Below are 17,148 nucleotides of genomic sequence, written 5' to 3'. Positions count from 1 at the left end.
CCTGCTGCTCGTGGTCGGTCTGATCAACCTCGCGACCCGGGTCTCCCTGACAAGGACGGCATAAGTGACTTCCCAGGACTACGGAACCGTACTCGCCGCCACCGTGCCCGCGCCGAGTATCGAATACAGCACCCTGTCCCCCATGCTGATCGTCTTCGGCGCGGCCGTGATCGGCGTGCTCGTCGAGGCGTTCGCGCCACGGCGCTACCGGTACGGCACGCAGGTTCTCCTCGGCCTTGCCGGGACGGCGACGGCGCTGGCGGCGGTCATCCTGTTGGCGGGCACCTCGGAGACGGCCGTATCGGGGGCGGTCGCGATCGACGGGGTGACACTGCTGCTACAGGGCACGATTCTGGTGGTGTCGATCCTGGGTCTGCTGTTGATCGCCGAGCGCGGCACCGAACGCACGGCCGCCCCGCGTTCGGGTCCCGGCACATGGAGTCTGGCCGCCGCGACCATCGGGCGCGGCGTCGACGCCTTCACCGCACAGGCCGCGGCGGTGCCGGGCAGCGCCGACGAAGCGGCGGCGAACCGCGCCGGGGCCGTCACCACCGAGGTGTTCCCGCTGACCATGCTCGCGATCGGCGGTCTGCTGCTGTTTCCCGCCTCCAATGATCTGCTGACGATGTTCGTCGCCCTCGAGGTGCTTTCGCTTCCGCTGTATCTGCTGTGCGGACTGGCCCGGCGCAATCGTTTGCTCTCGCAGGAAGCGGCGCTGAAATACTTTCTGCTCGGCGCTTTCTCCTCCGCGTTCTTCCTCTACGGCGTGGCCCTGCTCTACGGCCAGGCCGGCACCGTCGAGTTGAACGGTATCGCCGAGGCGATCACCGCGAATCCGTCGAATGCCATGCTCGCGCTGCTCGGCACCGCGATGCTGGCCGTCGGGTTGCTGTTCAAGATCGGCGCGGTGCCCTTCCAGTCGTGGGTCCCCGATGTGTACCAGGGTGCGCCGACACCGATCACCGCATTCATGGCCGCCGCCACCAAGATCGCGGCAGTCGGTGCGCTCCTGCGCGTGCTGCAGGTGGCGGTGCCGGGACTGCGCGACGACTGGCGTCCGATACTCGCCGCCGTCGCCATCGCCACCATGGTGGCGGGCGCGGTCATGGCGATCACCCAAACCGATATCAAACGCATGCTCGCGTATTCGTCGGTCGCCCACGCGGGTTTCATCCTCACCGGGCTGTCCGCGGCCGACGACGCGAGTGTCGCCGCGGTGCTGTTCTATCTGGTCGCCTACGGGCTCAGCACGATCGGCGCATTCGCCGCGGTCTCCCTCGTCCGTGGCGTCGACGGCGGTGAGGCCACCGGTCTGTCGCAATGGGCGGGTCTCGGCCGCACCAGTCCGCTGCTCGCCTCCCTGTTCGCCCTGTTCCTGCTCTCGTTCGCCGGTCTGCCCCTCACCAGCGGTTTCGTCGCCAAGTTCGCGGTGTTCGGCGCGGCGGCCGGCGCTGACGCGATCTACCTGGTGATTGTCGGCGTCATCTGCAGCGCGATCGCCGCCTTCTTCTACATCCGCGTGATCGTCCTGATGTTCTTCACCGATCCACCCGCCGACGCCCCCCGGGTCATCACACCGGTGCTGACCTCCATCGTGGTCGCGGGCACCTCCGCCGCCACGCTGGTCCTCGGCATCCTGCCCCAACCCCTGCTCGATCTTGCCGAACGAGCGTCGACCTTCACCCGCTGAGCACCGCCCCCCCGGCCGCGAGAGCGAATACTCTCGCGGCCGGACCGTGTCGAATGCCGGCGGCGGGTGCGGTGCACGTGTGGAAGCGCTGTCAGCTCGGCGATGGTGGTTCCTCGCTCGGGAAGAGGATCGGGCTGATCAAGTACGGTCTGCGGCGCGGCCCGGGTTTGTTCGTGGCGAGGGGTGTGACGATGTCGCGGAAGCCGGTGAGCATGGTGTCGAGTTCGTCGGGGCTGAGCCAGAGGGTGGCTTGGCGGTAACCGACCGAGTCTGCGGCGGGGTCGGCGTCCGAGCGATCGAGGTAGGCGTTGAACTCGGCGATCAGGACGGCCATGGCGGCCGCGAACCCTTGGCGGTGGTCGTCCGTGGTCATCTCGCCGCTCGCGTCGGAGGAGATGGTCGGGCGGTCGGGCCGCAACCGGTAGGAGCGTTCCACCGCGCCGCGCACTCGTCGCTCGTCACCGATTTCGAGCATGCCCCCCTCCGTGAGTAGGCCGAGGTGCCGGTAGACGCTGGTCCGGGGCACGTCGGGCATGCGGTCGCACAACTCGCCGGCGGTGCGTGACCGGCCGCCCGACAGCGCGTGGATGATGCGTAATCGCACCGGGTGGAGCAGCAACTCGGTGGGGCCCATACCGTAACTATCCCATTTCTGGTACCGTTCCCAAAATTGGGATTGCACGAGAGGTACCTGCGATGCGGAATGTTCCGGGGCGCCGACTGATGGTGAACGGCACCGAGATCTACTTCGAAGAGTCCGGCGCCGGGGACGCCTGGGTGGTGTTCGAATCCGGCGCGGGCGCCGGGCGGACACTCTGGGATCGGGTCGTGCCGTTGTTGGCGGACGTCGCGCACACTGTCGCCTACGACCGGGCCGGTCGCGGCCGCAGTGGCAGCGCCGCCGAACCGCAGACCATCGATGACATGGCGGCCACCCTGGTGGCGTTGGTCGAGACACTCGCACCGGGCCGGGTGATCCTGGTGGGCCACAGCATGGGTGGGCTGATCACGCGCCGCGCCGCGGAAACGCTGTCGCCGGCCGGGCTCGTCCTCATCGACCCGACACCGGAAGCCGCTCCGAGCTACGACGATTGGGCACCGACAGCGAAGAAGACCGACCGCATCCTCGCCGCGCAGCAGGCGCTGAGCCGCTGCCCGCCGCTTATGCGGTTACTGACCGGCTCCTACGGGCGCAAGTTCCCCGCCGACAGTTACGCGACCATGCTGGCCGAGGACTTCACCCCGGCCGGCCTCGCTGCGACCCGGCATGAAATAGCGGCCGTCTCGGCGGCGATCGCCGAATTCCGACACCGCCCACCGCAACCGCCGAAATCCGGCGTCATCGTCATCTCCGCGACCCACGCCGCCCGCTACCAGGCCCGCAATCTCGACATCATGCGCGAATACCAGCGTCGATATGCCGAACAGGTCGGCGGGCAATACGAGGACGCGGTCTCCGACCACATCATCCCCGCCGAACAACCCGAACAGGTCGCCGCCGCGGTTCGCCGACTGGTCACCGCATAGCTTTCAGGATCAGCTATCGAGAAACCGGGCAAAGCCCAGGACCCGCAACAACATTCACCCGAGCTCGACATGGTGCCCCTTGCGGACTGGTCATCCAGAGGCGCTGTCGTAGTAGACGCGGGCCGTCTCGATATCGTCGATGTGCCTGTATGCCCAGACCCGAATGTTCGAGATCGCCTCGCTGAGAGATTCGCCGAGTGGCGTGAGCGAGTACGTCACCTGGGGCGGCATCGTGGTCGCCACGGACCGCCGGACCAGCCCGTCTCGCTCGAGGTTCCGCAGGGTCTGAGTGAGCATCCGCTGGCTGATTCCTTCGACGGCGCGTTTGCAGCTCACGAAACCGGTGAGGCCCGGTGTCGAGGGCGTACAAGACCAACAGGGTCCACTTCTCGCCGAGCCGAAAGACCACTTGCCTGGTTGGACGGGGTGCCGTTAACGATCGTGTCATCCGGTACATGAACGCTCCTGAAACCCGGTCGGGGGAGGTTGGCGCGGTGTAGTTTTCGCGCGTGAAGAGGGAGCTCGACCAGGATGAGCTGATCGACCGGTGGACGCTGATCGGCAAGGAGCCGGAGTTGGTTGCCGCCAAGCGGGGTGCAGCGAAAATCGGGTTTGCGCTGATGCTGCGGTTCTACACCGAGAACGGCCGGTTCCCGCGTGGCCGGTCGGAGATCCACGACGACGCGGTCGAGTACGTGGCCCGGCAGATCAGAGTCGACCGGACCGAGATCGCGTTCTACGACTTCACCGGACGCACGAGCAAGGCTCACCGAGCTCAGATCCGCCAGGCGCTGGGATTTCGTGCGTGCAGCGTCGCCGACGCCGAGGCTTTGACCGGGTGGCTGGTGGACAACATCACGCAGGCTCAGCGGGGTGTCGATGTGGTCCGTGACCATGTGTTGGCCCGATGCCGGGAGCAGAAGATCGAGCCGCCGACCGGTGGCCGGGTGGACCGGATCGTGCGCTCGGCGTTGAGTCTCGGCGAGCAGCTGCTGTTCGAGCGGGTCTCCTCCCGGCTGACCGGCGAGGTGGCTGATCGGATGTTCGCGTTGATCGGTGACGTGGAGGCCGAAGAAGATGGTTCGGCGATGTTCGCCGCGATTCGCTCTGATCCGGGCACGGTCAGTTTGAACACGATGCGGTCGGAGATAGCGAAGTTGGAGGCGGTGCGGGCGGTCGGGCTGCCCGTTGACGTGTTCGCCGGCGTCTTACCGAAGATCGTCGCGGCTTGGCGTGGCCGGGCGTCGGTGGAGTCGCCGAGCCACCTGCGCCGGCATGCCCCGGAAGTCGTGTTGACGCTGTTGGCGGCGTTGCTGCATTGCCGTCGGCGGGAGCTGACTGACACGCTGGTGGAGTTGTTGATTGCGACGGTGCATCGCATCAACGCCCGCGCTGAGGTTCGGGTGACCAACCAGCTGATCAAGGAGTTCAAGAAGGTCACCGGCAAGGAGAACCTGCTGTTCCGCGTCGCTGAGGCCACGGTCGAGGCCGGTGACAAGCTAATGCGTGACACATTGTTCCCCGTCGCACCGCAGCAGGTGCTGCGCGACCTGGTGGCCGAATTCAAGACCTCTGGGCCGATGTACCAGCGAACGGTGAAAGCGACGCTGAAAGGCTCCTACACCAACCACTACCGGGCCGGGCTGATCAAGCTGCTGTCGGTGTTGGAGTTCCGTTCCAACAACACCGCCCACCGTCCGGTGCTCGACGCGCTGGAGCTGATCGGCCGCCACGCTGCGGGTGCTCTGCGCTACTACCCGGTGGAGGAGACGGTCCCGGCTCATCGCGGGGTGAGCGGGGACTGGCGGGAGCTGGTGTATCAGACCGACAAGCACCGCAAGACCCGTGTGGTGCGCATGGTGTACGAGGTCACCACGTTCCAGGCGTTGCGGGATCAGTTGCGGTGCAAGGAGATATGGGTCCTCGGCGCGGACAAGTGGCGCAACCCGGCCGAGGATCTGCCCATCGACTTCGAGGAACGCCGCGTCGAGCATTACCAGGCGCTTCGCAAGCCGTTGGACGGGTCGGAGTTCATCGTCGCGATGCAGGCCGAGATGCGCGCCGAACTCGACGCCCTGCACACCGCGTTGCCGAAATGCGACTGGTTGGAGATCAAGGAACGAAAATCTGGCGCGATCAAGCTGACGCCGGTGCCCAAGCAGCCCGAGCCGACGAACCTGCGCAAGATGAAAAGAGCGATCCGCACCAGGTGGGGGCAGGTGCCGTTGATCGACATCGTCAAGGAGACCGTGTTGCGCACTGGGTGCCTGAAGTCGGTCACCTCGGTCGCGGACCGGGGCGTCATGGCTGAGGACGTTCTCGCCGAACGGCTCCTGTTGGGCCTGTACGCCTATGGCACCAACACCGGCATTCGGTCGGTCGCCGGCGGCGATCACGGCCACAGCGAGGAGGACATCCGTTACGTGCGGCGCCGGTATCTGACGCCCGAGGCCGCGCACCAGGTCGCGATCGAGATCGCCAACGCGACGTTCCGGGTTCGGCGGGCCAGCGTGTGGGGCGAGGGTTCCACGGCCGTGGCCAGCGATTCGACGCATTTCCGGTCGTGGGACCAGAACATCTTCACCGAGTGGCACTCCCGCTACGGCGGGCGCGGCGTGCTGATCTACTGGAGCGTGGAGAAGGGTTCGGTGGTGATCCACTCCCAGCGGATCAACTGCTCGGCCAGCGAAGTTCACGCGATGGTCGAAGGCGCGGTCCGCCACGGCACCGAGATGAAGGTCGAAGCCAACTATGTGGACACACATGGCCAGTCCGAAATCGGGTTCGGAATCACGAAACTGCTCGGCTTCGACCTACTCCCCAGGATCAAACGAATCAACAAGTGCAAGCTGTACCGGCCCGCGGCCGGCGAGCCCGGACTGTGGCCAGATCTCGCACCGGCGATGACACGCCCTATCAGGTGGGAGTTGATCGCGCAGCAGTACGACCAGATGATGAAGTACGCGACCGCGATCCGCACCGGCACCGCCTCGACGGAGGCGATCCTGCGCCGGTTCATGAAGGCCAACACCGCCCACCCGACCTATCAGGCGATGATCGAACTCGGCAGAGCGCAGAAGACGATCTTTCTGTGCCGGTACCTGCGCAGTCGGGAATTGCAGCGCGAGATCGAGGAAGGGCTCAACGTCATCGAGTCCTGGAACCGGGCCAACAGCGTCATCTACTACGGCAAGACCGGCGAACTGTCATCCAACCGGGCCGACGAGCAGGAACTGAGCGTGCAATGCCTGCGGATCGTCCAAGCATCCCTCGTCTATATCAACACCCTGATGATCCAGGACCTGATGGACGACCCCGACACCGGCGAGGTCCTCGTCACCGCCGCCGACAAACGCGGGGTGACACCGCTGTTCTGGGAACACGTCCTGCCCTACGGCGAGGTCAAGCTCAACATGACCAGCCGGCTCACCCTCAGCGGAAGCTGAACGAGATTCGGCAGCGGCCGATTCCTTTCTACGGCGGCCGGGGTCTACATGGTAGAGACGCGGCCCGCGTGACAGGCCGGTCTCGATCATGTACGCCGAGAAAGAAAGGCTGATCACCGATGAGCATCCCCGCGACCATGCGCGTGCTGCAGCAGACCTCCCTCAACGGCCCGCAAGACATGCGCCTGATCACCGACGCGTCGGTGCCAAGCCCCGGGCCGGGCCAGGTTCTTATCCGCGTCGCCGCAGCCGGTGTCAATTTCCGCGACGTGATGCAGGCCCACGGCACGTCGTCAGGTGGCCCGCAGCCACCATTTGTGGCAGGTTTCGAGGCCGCCGGCGAGGTCGTTGCGGTGGGCGAGGCCGTGACCAGCCCACAGCCAGGGACTTGTGTCGTCGGCGTCGGAGACGGCGCTTTCGCCGAGTACATGGTACTGCCCGCGGCCGCGGCGGTGCCGGTGCCACCTGGCTGGACCGAGCAGCAGGCGCTGGGGCTGATGGTCAACTGGCCCACCGCGCTGGCCGCACTCAAGCCTCTGGGCGGCATCACCGCCGGGCAGACCGTGCTGATCCACGCCGCGGCGGGCGCGACCGGCCAGGCCGCGGTCGCCATCGCCAAGCACTATGGAGCGACGATCGTCGCCACCGCCTCGCCGGCCAAGCACGAGACCGTGCTGGCTCTGGGCGCCGACCACGTTGTGGACTCCCGCCGCGACGATCTCGCCGCCGAGGTGTTGCAGTTGACAGGTGGAGCCGGCGTCGATGTGGTGCTGGAATCGGCAGGTGGCGCCACCTTCGAGGCCAGTCTGGCCGCCGCCAAACGGGTCACCGGTCGGGTCGTCGTCTACGGCCTGGCGGGCGGTGAAGCCGCGATCACCAACTGGGATCTGGTATACAAGCATCAGGTCCACCTCATCGGTCTCAACATCGGCGTGCTGATCCAGGCCGCACCACAGATCTTCGGCGAGGTCATTGGCGAGCTGTCCACGCTGATCGCCGCCGGTGTGCTCGCCCCCGTCCAGCCCACCGGCTACGACTTGGCCGACGGACCGAAAGCGTTGGCGGAACTGGAGACCAGGGCCACCGTCGGCAAGCTGGCCCTGCTGCCCTGAAAACCCCGAATCTCATGCCGGTGGAGATCGTGTCGGCTCGGTCACCAGATACGCAGCACAGCTGGGCCACCGTAGCGGCACGTTCGCCGAACACGACGACTGCTGCCGACTGCGGGACGGACCTGCCGGGTCGGCTTGGAGGTGATCACGATGACCGGTGCCGTTGTCGTGCAATACCGGACTCGGGCGGACCTCGCGGATCGCAACCAGTGGCTCGCCGAGCAGGCATGTGCCGAACTCGCCCTCCTAGATCCCGGTGGACTGCATTTCCATGTGCTCCGTCTCGAAGACGGTATCGGTTTTCTGCACGTGGCCGCCTTCGACGGCACGACAGACCCGTTCGCGCAATCGCCCGCCTTCCGCGCCCTCCACGACGGAATCGGAGGCCGCCTCGTGGGACCCGTCACGGCAACGCGTGCGGTCCTGGTCGGTTCCTACCACCGAAACCCCCGCTGCCCGGCGCGGCCGGCGAAGCAGGAAAGGCCATAGGACGATGCCCAATCCGTATTCGATGCCTGTCCGCGCCAACGTTCGGCCCGTCATAAACGCGCAGCGGTCGACAACGCTGCCACGTTCCAGCCCATCCTCCAATACCGAGTCGGGTGACCCCGCACCGGAAATGCCCATGACAGGAGTTGAAAACCGATGACCGCAACCCGTGAACCGGCCAGTAAACAGAAGGCGCGATTCGTCGTAATGTATGACACTCCCACCGACATCGACGCGTTCGAACGTCACTACACCGATATCCACATCCCGTTGGCGAAGCAGTATCCGGGCCTGCGTCGCTACACGCGCAGTCACGAGCCGGCAGCCGTGATCGGTGAGCCATGCTACATGGTCGTGATGCTGGACTGGGACGATACAGCTGCCTTGGAAGCCGCGCTCGGATCCGACATCGGCCGGCGCACCGCCGAGGACGCCGCAGCGAACCTGGCCCGCTACACGAGCTTCCGCGGCATGATTCTACAGCTCGACGAAGTCTGATCGCTAGGCTGACGGCGTGACATCGCATCTGCGGGCGGCACCGGATCGAGACCAGTTCACCGTCGAGACCGAACGGTTCCGCCGGGAGCTGCTGGCGCACTGCTACCGGATGGTCGGCTCGGCGCACGACGCCGAGGACTTGGTGCAAGAGACCTATCTGCGGGCGTGGCGGTCCTACTCCGGATTCGAAGGCCGGGCGTCGATTCGGTCCTGGCTCTACACGATCGCCACCAACGTCTGTCTGAAGGCGTTGGAGCGGCGTCGCATTCGGGTGTTGCCGTCAGGTCTGGCCAGCCCGTACGACGGACCCGATCGTGCGCCGAGTCCCGTTGCACCGGAGCAGGTCTCGTGGCTGGAGCCGCTTGCGGACGCACAGATCGCCCCACTCGATGGCGATCCGGCCGCGGTGGTGGTCGAACGCGAATCGCTGCGGCTGGCGCTCATCGCGAGCCTGCAACATCTGCCTGCCCGCCAGCGAGCGATCCTCATCCTGCGTGAAGTGCTGGCGTTCTCGGCAGCCGAGACCGCGGAGATCCTCGACACCACCACCGCGGCGGTCAAGAGCAGCCTGCAGCGGGCCCGCGCCCGGCTGGACGAGTTGGAGCCCGAGCCGGAGAAACTGCTCGAGCCGGCCGACCAGCGGGCGCGGGCGCTGCTCGACGGCTATATCGCGGCATTCGAGCGCTCCGACGCGAGCCTGCTCGAACAAGTGCTGCGCGTCGACGCCACCCTGGAGGCGACGCCGTTCGGCGACTGGCAGTCGGGCCGGGCGATGTGTATCCACATACTCGACGCGTACGTGCTGGGCACGCCCGGCGATTGGCGGATGATCGCGACCACCGCCAACGGACAACCGGCCGCCGTCGTGTACCACCGAGACGCGGACGGCACGCTGCGAGCCGACGGAGTTGTGGTCCTGGCAGCCACCGCCACCGGCGTCTCCCGTGTGATCAAGTTCCACGATCCGGCACTGGTCGCAACGTTCGGCTTCCCGGACGCGCTCACGCACTGACCCGCCGATACTCAGCCCTTGGCGGCGACGGCCGCGACTGCGTGTTGTTCCACTTCCAAGGAAGTGGAACAACACGACTCCGCGCGGACCAAGTCGAGAATGGCGGTTGGCGACCTGGGCGAACCGGAACGGCATCCGTTCCGGAACTCGTTCCACCGAAAGCGTTCCGGAAGACCCGTACGCTGACGAATTCCGGTACATTTCGGGAATGGCGAGCACACCAGCACACCCGGCCGGCGGACTCGAACTCGGCTACGCCCGAGTCTCAACCACCAAGCAGAGCCTCGAACGCCAGCTCGACGCCCTCGCCGACACCGGACTGCCCGACGAACGGATCTACGTCGACAAGAAGACCGGCGCGACCGTCGACCGGCCCGGCCTGACCAAACTGCTCGAATACGCACGCCCCGGCGACACCGTCGTCGCCCACACCCTCGCCCGACTCGGCCGAAACCTGCGCGAAGTGCTGAACCTCGTCCACGACCTCGGCGAGAAGGAAATCGGCGTGCGCACCCTCGCCGACCCCATCCCGATCAACACCGCCGACGAAGGCATGGCCCGCATCGCCTTCCTGCTCCTCGCGCTGTTCGCGGAGATGGAACGCACCTTCACCGCCGAACGCGCCGCCCACGCACGCGCCGTCGCCGAATCCAAAGGCCGCCACATCGGCCGACCCACCGCCTGGCCCGACGACAAAATCGACTACGCCCGACTGCTCCGCGAACAAGGAAACAGCCTCGGCGAGATCACGAGCAAGACCGGCATCCCGAAGACCTCACTGCACCGCTACCTCACGCCAGCGGCCGAACAAGAACAGTGATCGCGGCGGCTACCCGGCCGAACATGGCTTCATGTACCGGGTGACACGATCGTTAACGGCACCCCTGGACAGGCGCCAGCAAGGACTCAGAGACGTGCTCTACGGCAGCACTAAGCAGCACACCGCTGCCCGCCCCTGACCCGCGATCCGACGACGACTCAGAACGTTCATCGCGGCACCTATCCATCGCGGGCTGTCTGCCTGGCGCGGGCGGTCCGCGTCAGGCTCGCGGAGTGATGCCCGACGGCACCTCAATTTCGAGACTGTTGCCGAGTGTGACCAACGCCATGCTAGAGTCCGCGAAAATGAAGTAACACTGTTTCAGTTTATGATTCGAGAGGTTCCATGAAGATTCGCACCTCGAGTATCTTCCTTCTCCGGGCGGCGGGTGCGCTGGTCGCCGGAGTGTGCCTACTAGGTGCTGCGGCCTGCGGCGACAACACCACGGACCAGCAGCATAGCCCCGGCAGCAGCACTGTTGCCCCCGCGCCGACGACCCCGGCACCGGCCGCGGCACCCGCGCCGGTGAGCAGTGCCGCGCCGGCCCCGGCCGAGGTGACCGTACCCGACCCGGAGCCCACCGCTTCGGCACCCGCGCCGGCACCCGCAGCCGAAGCGACCGCCCCGCGACCGGTCGCCCCGCAACCGGTCGCCCCGAAGCCTGCCGAGCAACCGAAGCCTGCGCCGCCGACATTGGACGCGCCCGGCTTCGAGCCACGCGCGGGCTACTGAGAAACAGGAGTCGCCATGCGATCGGCAGCCGACGGTATCGGCAAAGGACTGCGCGGGGCGTGCGCGGCCGCCCTCGCGATCGCCGCCGCGGCGGCGGGAGTCACCGCAGCGCACGCGGATTCAGCGCCCGAGGGCAAAAAGGTCGTGGTCCTGGGAGATTCGTACACCGCGAATGGATGGGATCCGCTGAGCTTGGGGGACGTCTGCGTGCGCGGCGACACGGCGTGGCCCGCGCAACTGGGCCGCCTGATCGGGCCGCGGGGCTCCGACCAGGTGGCCAATCCGTCCTGTTCGGGCTCATCCATCGACAGCGGTCCCGGCTATACCCTGGCCATGCAGGCACTGCAGGCCGACCACGACGGGGCGTTCGGCCCGGCGACCAGGCTGGTGACCCTGCAATTGGGCCTCGACGACCATTGGGGCGACACCGACCAGACGCTCTGGTACGCGATGCAGCAGTGTGTATTCGACCTGGTCCGTGGCTGCGATCTGGATGCGGTGGAGCAGGGCCGCATCCCCGACGTGCGCGGGGTGACCGGTGCCGCGTACGCCGAAAGAATCCGCGCCGCAGTGACATACATCCGGTACTACGCGCCCGCCGCGCGCATCGTGATCGTCGGATACCCGGAGATCCTGCCGCCGGGGCAGGGCACAGCCTGCTTCAGCATCCTCGGCGTGGCGCCGTTCATCCAGCCGCGGGGGCGCGCCATCGTGGAGTACTTCGACCGTATGGACCGAGCCCAGCGCGAGGCCGCCCAACTGCTGGGACTGGACTTCTTCGACACCCGTGCGTTGACCACCGGACACGGACTGTGCTCCGCCGAGCCGTGGATCAACGGGGTGTTCGATCCGCATACCGATATCGCCGGGTTGCCGCTGCACCCGTCCGCACGTGGTGACGCGGTCGTCGCGAATGCCTTGCACGACAGATACGTTCGGTGACCCGCCCACTGGAGGTACTGCCCGCGCCGGTGGCGACCAGCGCCCCCGATCAGCGGCGTCCCGCGTTGCCGTCGCTGACCGGCGCGCGCTGGTGGGCGGCATTCGCGGTATTCGTTTTGCACGCCTTGGTATTCCTGCCGGTGTACCCGTTCCAGAAGTCCGAACTGTTCCGGCGAATCCATCAGTGGATACCGATGCAGCTCGGTGCCGCGGGGGTCACGTTCTTCTTCGTCCTGTCGGGCTTCATCATCTACTGGTCGTTCCGGCCGGGCATGCCGGTGCGGCTGTTCTATCGACGGCGGATATTGAAGATCTATCCGACGCATCTGGTGGCGGCGGCCGCGTTCGTGCTCGTGGCCGGAGTGCCGCTGCACCGGCTCGTGGTGTGGCTGCCGAATCTGCTGCTCATACACGCCTGGGTGCCGAAATGGAGCACTGTCGGCGGGCTCAACGTGCCGTCCTGGTCGCTGGCCTCGGAACTGTTGTTCTACCTGAGCTTTCCGCTGCTGCTGCCAGTGGTGCGGCGCATCCCGACGCGGCGGCTGCTGCTCGCGGCCGCGGTGCTGGTGGTGGCCGTACTGGCGTTGCACGCGGCCTACTACCTGTGGGTGCCGGGCCCGAAAGGTATCGCGAATGCCTTCGCGCCTCGGCTGGTTCCCGGCGACAACTCACCGTATTTCGAGCTACACGCCTCCCAGGCATGGTTCGCGCAGCCGAATATTCCGGTGGCACAGTCATATTGGCTGGGATACACCTTTCCGCTGTCGCGGTTGCCGGAGTTCTACCTGGGTGTGCTGACCGCCCGGATGGTACTCGAAGGGCGGTGGCGCAATACCCGTCTCGCGCCACCGATGTTGGCCCTGGTGCTCGCCTATGCCGCGACCTGGGTGGTGCCGGTCGATTTCAAGATGTCGGCCCTGCTGATCGCGCCCATGGCGGCGGTGGTGGCCACGCTCGCGGCCCGGGACCTACACGGCATCGGCGGGCTGAACGCGCATCCGCGTATGGTGTGGCTGGGCAACATCTCCTACGCGTTCTATCTGATCCAGTTTCCGGTGATGGTGCTCGTCACCCGATTCCTCATCGGCGGTAGGCATTTCGGCATCCTCGGCTGGACGGGATTCGCCCTGCTCGTACTGATATTGGCGACCGCGGCCGCGGCGGCGCTCTACCACTGGGTCGACGTGCCGGTGATGAACCGGTTCGCCGGGCGCTCGGCCCCGCCCGCGCAAGTCCAGCCTACGCAGGTCCGGCCTACGGCGACGCCATCACCGTGACTCCCCGGCCATTGCCTCAGTTGTAGGACTTGGTGACACCGTCGAGTAGATGCTCGAGGGTTTCGTAGGTGGGAGTTTCGACGACGTCGATGAGTTCGGCCGCCAGCGGCACGCCACGGGTGGCCGAAGCGAATTGGGCCGCGTCGCCGGTGCGGAAACCGTGCCGGGCGGCCAGTTCCCGCAGGGCCGGGTCGTCGGTGAGCAGGCGTCCGATGGTGTCGCCACCGCCGCGCAGCGGGACGAGGGTGTGCTTGGACAGCACCGTCGGCGACGGGTACGCCAGCACCATGCCGGGTTTGATCTGTCCGCGGGCGGTGGCCTCCACGAATTGCGCCTCGTAGATCAGCGCCATCGGGGAAGCGCCCATCCCGGAAGTCAGGTACTCCTGGAACGGGCCCTCGGTGGTGTTCTCGGTGTAGCCCTGGCCAACGAACAATTTGGCCACCGTCGGCAGCACCGCCTGCTCGGCGGGCGTGCCCTGCACGATCGCATTGTCATTGGCGACGAAACTGGCGATGGACAGGTACATGGCCGCCGAATTCGATGTCCTGGGATCGGTGGTGGTGACCAGGATGTTCTTGCGCACCGGGTAGGCGGTGTTATCGGGTAGTTGCGCCCATTCGGTGTTGGCGCGCACCAGTTCCAGATAGCGGGCCATGTCGATGGTCGGGGTCGCTCCCGGTTTCACCACCCCGGCCGGGGTCAACAGATCCACGATCGGCTGGAATGTCGCGATCGCCATCGGCGAGGAGAACGGGGTGTATTTGGTGGTGATTCCGCGGGCGCGCTGGATTCGCTCGGCGGCGGGAGCGCTCGACGGGAAGGCGAAGTCGTAGGCGGCGAGATCGATCGACGTGGCGATCTGCCGCGATCCGGCCGCCTCGACCTCCACCCGCACACCGTGGGCGGCCAGCGCGTCGATCACCCGCGGATCCTGGAAGAAAGGCATCTTCTCCGAACCGACCACGCCGCGCACGACGGTGAGCGCGGAGCCTCCCCCCGCCGCGACCGGGGCGGGCTCGCGCGCCGCCAAGGAAACCACGACGACCGCCACCAAGGCCGCCGCGCCGCCGAGCAGTATGGCGTTGCGCCGGCTCGACAGCGGGACGGCACGCGTCGCCGCGCGCTGCCCAGGAACCGGGCGTTCCGGAACGGGCGCGGCGATGGCGTCGGCCGCCGCGCCGTCGGACGCGGTGTCGTCGGACGCGGTGTCGACGGACGCGGTGTCGACGGACGCGGTGTCGGGTTCGAGCTCCCTGCGCACCGCCCGTTCGACGAGGATGGGGACGAATTCCCGGACCGGATTACCGGCGAATCGCTGCCTGGCCACACTGATCTCGGCTTCCACCCGCTCGGCGGAATGGATGTCGCGGTAGGTGTCGAGCAGGCTATCGGTCAACCGGCCGATCGCCTTCTCCTCGCGAACGGTATCGACAGCCACTACTTCTCCTCGACCTCACACCTCGGATTCGACGACAGCACCCGGGCTGTCCGCGCGCCGAACCATACCGCCATCGCCGTCGCGACGACACCCGGCAGTGCGTGGTCTCGCCTACCGATTCAGCTGTGTCCGTTGGTATCTCAGCAAGCGATCGGCCGCAGGTCAGACCAGGTCTCCGGGTTCACGCCGGTGCGCATCACCTGTCCTTGACCGCCGCGCAGAGTTCAAGATGGTCTCGACTGTCCGTCATCGGTTGTTGCCCAGCCGTTTACGGCTCGACTCAGAAATCGTAGGAGGCGACACCCACGGGTCCGACTCCGACGCACACGTCGAGCCCCGCTGTGGCGGAGCCGATCCGAAGTGCGGAACCACTGCCGACGATCCGGACGAAAACGGTGTTCGGTCCCCGTCGAACCGGTGCGACGACGGTGGTTCCCGACCGCAGTGCGACGGTGATACGACCGTCGCCGCTGGCGAGATAGTTGAGTTGCGCGGTCCATTCGTGTTCGAGCATCGGGCCGTCGAGGGGCACGTCCACCGGTCGGGGGCCGCTGATCCGGTGACCGCACGCGGGTTCCGGTCCGGGCACGATGCTGCGATTCCACCACACGACCGCGTCGACGATAGCGCCGTCGTCGGTGATCATGCGTAGTCGCGGAGTCGAATCCGCGAAGACGCCGGGTGGCGCGATGGGCGCGAGGACCCGGTCCGCGAGATTCTCCGGATAGGCAAGGGGATTGAGCACATTCCACGGCACCTCCTGCTCGAGCAGCGGCACACCGTCCCAATCCTCCAGTGCCGAAGCCACATTCGTGATGTAGGTTTCGGTCGGCGTCACCCGCCACGAGCGGACGAAGGTGTAGGTCGAACACAGACTGCTCACCAGGAATACCACCGTCACCGCCGCGACCGTACGCACGGGTGGCGCGGCCCCCCGATCGCGGGGGCGCGCACGCGAGAACAGCGCCGCCGCCGCGGTGAGCACCACCGTCACGTCAGCGAAGTAGCGCAGCGACTGCATGAGTTCATTCGCGGTATTGGGCCCGGTGCGCGCCAACGCCACCGGCAACTGCGCCACCACCACATAACCCGCCGCCAGCAACCACACCGGCCCCATCCGCCTCCTGGCACGCAGCGACCACACCAACAGCGTGAGCACCCCGGCCCATGCCGTCGCGACCGCCCAGCCGGGCGGATCCGCCCACGGCGTCGACGGCAGCCATCGCTCCCATCTCCACGGCCCGCCCAGCAGGGTCGGCACCATGCCGAAGGATGTCGCGCCCGGCAGCAGTCCGCGCACTTCATTCGGGCTGTAGTGCACCGACGAGGTGTCGATGACCGTCAGGTACACGGCGAACCAGCACACCAGCGCGATCACCGAACCGATCCACAGCGGCGCACCGCGACGGAGCACCGTCCGTCCGGCACGGCCGATACCGCCGCTGCCGTCGACGTAGTGCGCGAGCACTGCCACCGCGTACGCGACGACCGGAACCAGCACCGCCTTCTCGAAGAACAGCAGCGCCATCGCGATGACAACGACGCCCGACACCGCGTACCGGCGTCGTCCGGTGCGGATCAGCAGGATCGCGTCACCGATCACCCAGGCCAACGCGAATTGCAGGGGCAGCGCGTTGAGCGCGGCCGCCCACCAGGCGAAAGCGGGCAGGGTCAGCGGGGAGAACAGGAAGAACACCAGCGGAACCAGAATCGTCCACCGCTTGCCGACCACCACGATCAGCAGACGAAGGACAGCCAGCGACACCGCCAGCTGCATGATCAGCAGCGTCACCACCGGACCCGCCCACGCCAGCGGCGCCACCGCCGTCACCACCCAGGCGGCGGCGAAGGCCAGCGGCATGAAATGCCCGTCGTGGTCGTACAGCAGCAGATCCTGCGACAGCAGCGGGAACCGCGCGGCCCGGCTCACCACGACGAGATCGTCCCAATAGAAATACCCGCTGTCCGCCACCCACCAGCGCAACCCCAACTGCGCAAGGACCAGGCACATGGCCACGATGACGATCCCGCGCCCGCCCGCCGCCATCCGAGGTTGCGACGTCGCGTCCCGGCCGGGCACGTGCTCCGAACGGGCGGCCAGCGCGGTGTCCATGGCACTCCACCCTAGCGATGTCCGGCATCCGAGCGCCGGGAGTGATCCG

15 protein-coding genes are annotated in these 17,148 nt (G+C 66.9%); 11 read left to right on the top strand and 4 right to left on the bottom strand.

Annotated features, from left to right (window positions below; genetic code table 11):
- Positions 1-64 precede the first annotated feature (64 nt).
- Complete coding sequence (gene nuoN, locus ABZS43_RS18220) at positions 65-1,690, top strand: NADH-quinone oxidoreductase subunit NuoN (RefSeq protein WP_355037068.1); 1,626 nt, start codon at positions 65-67, stop codon at positions 1,688-1,690.
- 91 nt (positions 1,691-1,781) lie between these two features.
- On the opposite strand, the gene ABZS43_RS18215 is transcribed toward nuoN, so the two are convergent.
- Positions 1,782-2,372: a helix-turn-helix domain-containing protein gene (locus ABZS43_RS18215; RefSeq protein ID WP_355037067.1), complete on the bottom strand. Its 591-nt coding sequence runs from the start codon at positions 2,370-2,372 to the stop codon at positions 1,782-1,784.
- 14 nt (positions 2,373-2,386) lie between these two features.
- Between ABZS43_RS18215 and ABZS43_RS18210 the strand changes: the two genes are divergently transcribed.
- Positions 2,387-3,217, top strand: a complete 831-nt coding sequence (locus tag ABZS43_RS18210) for an alpha/beta hydrolase (protein WP_355037066.1) — start codon at positions 2,387-2,389, stop codon at positions 3,215-3,217.
- Positions 3,218-3,307: 90 nt separating this feature from the next.
- On the opposite strand, the gene ABZS43_RS18205 is transcribed toward ABZS43_RS18210, so the two are convergent.
- On the bottom strand, positions 3,308-3,514 hold the full coding sequence (locus ABZS43_RS18205) for a helix-turn-helix domain-containing protein (RefSeq protein WP_355037065.1): 207 nt from the start codon (positions 3,512-3,514) through the stop codon (positions 3,308-3,310).
- A gap of 212 nt (positions 3,515-3,726) precedes the next feature.
- On the opposite strand from ABZS43_RS18205, the gene ABZS43_RS18200 reads away from it, so the two are divergent.
- The 9 genes from ABZS43_RS18200 (at position 3,727) to ABZS43_RS18160 (ending at position 13,545) form a co-directional block, all read left to right on the top strand.
- On the top strand, positions 3,727-6,663 hold the full coding sequence (locus ABZS43_RS18200) for a Tn3 family transposase (RefSeq protein ID WP_355037064.1): 2,937 nt from the start codon (positions 3,727-3,729) through the stop codon (positions 6,661-6,663).
- A gap of 119 nt (positions 6,664-6,782) precedes the next feature.
- Positions 6,783-7,775, top strand: coding sequence for a zinc-binding dehydrogenase (locus ABZS43_RS18195; RefSeq protein WP_355037063.1), 993 nt, complete (start codon positions 6,783-6,785; stop codon positions 7,773-7,775).
- Between the two features lie 150 nt (positions 7,776-7,925).
- Positions 7,926-8,264, top strand: a complete 339-nt coding sequence (locus ABZS43_RS18190; protein ID WP_355037062.1) for a hypothetical protein — start codon at positions 7,926-7,928, stop codon at positions 8,262-8,264.
- A 156-nt stretch (positions 8,265-8,420) separates the two neighbouring features.
- Positions 8,421-8,762 carry an EthD family reductase gene (locus ABZS43_RS18185; RefSeq protein WP_355037061.1) on the top strand — a complete coding sequence of 114 codons (342 nt, stop codon included), beginning with the start codon at positions 8,421-8,423 and terminating at the stop codon, positions 8,760-8,762.
- Positions 8,763-8,778: 16 nt separating this feature from the next.
- Positions 8,779-9,774: a sigma-70 family RNA polymerase sigma factor gene (locus ABZS43_RS18180; RefSeq protein ID WP_355037060.1), complete on the top strand. Its 996-nt coding sequence runs from the start codon at positions 8,779-8,781 to the stop codon at positions 9,772-9,774.
- Between the two features lie 208 nt (positions 9,775-9,982).
- Positions 9,983-10,594, top strand: a complete 612-nt coding sequence (locus ABZS43_RS18175; RefSeq protein ID WP_355037059.1) for a recombinase family protein — start codon at positions 9,983-9,985, stop codon at positions 10,592-10,594.
- Between the two features lie 345 nt (positions 10,595-10,939).
- A complete protein-coding gene (locus ABZS43_RS18170) occupies positions 10,940-11,326 on the top strand; it encodes a hypothetical protein (protein ID WP_355037058.1) in 387 nt (128 codons plus the stop codon).
- Positions 11,327-11,341: 15 nt separating this feature from the next.
- Positions 11,342-12,268: an SGNH/GDSL hydrolase family protein gene (locus ABZS43_RS18165; RefSeq protein WP_355037057.1), complete on the top strand. Its 927-nt coding sequence runs from the start codon at positions 11,342-11,344 to the stop codon at positions 12,266-12,268.
- The gene (locus tag ABZS43_RS18160) at positions 12,265-13,545 is read left to right on the top strand and encodes an acyltransferase (protein WP_355037056.1); all 1,281 of its coding nucleotides are present in this window, start codon (positions 12,265-12,267) and stop codon (positions 13,543-13,545) included. Before ABZS43_RS18165 ends, ABZS43_RS18160 begins: the two co-directional genes overlap by 4 nt.
- Before the next feature lie 16 nt (positions 13,546-13,561).
- Here ABZS43_RS18160 and ABZS43_RS18155 read toward each other — a convergent pair whose 3' ends face one another.
- A complete protein-coding gene (locus ABZS43_RS18155; protein ID WP_355037055.1) occupies positions 13,562-14,986 on the bottom strand; it encodes a three-helix bundle dimerization domain-containing protein in 1,425 nt (474 codons plus the stop codon).
- A 280-nt stretch (positions 14,987-15,266) separates the two neighbouring features.
- Entirely contained in the window at positions 15,267-17,099 is a 1,833-nt protein-coding gene (locus ABZS43_RS18150; protein WP_355037054.1) for a hypothetical protein, read from the bottom strand.
- Positions 17,100-17,148: the final 49 nt, after the last annotated feature.

It is taken from the genome of Nocardia sp. NPDC005366 (assembly GCF_040606855.1).
GTDB lineage: Bacteria > Actinomycetota > Actinomycetes > Mycobacteriales > Mycobacteriaceae > Nocardia.
Note: the sequence above shows the minus strand (reverse complement) of the source record. Positions and strands in the feature narration are given on the sequence as shown.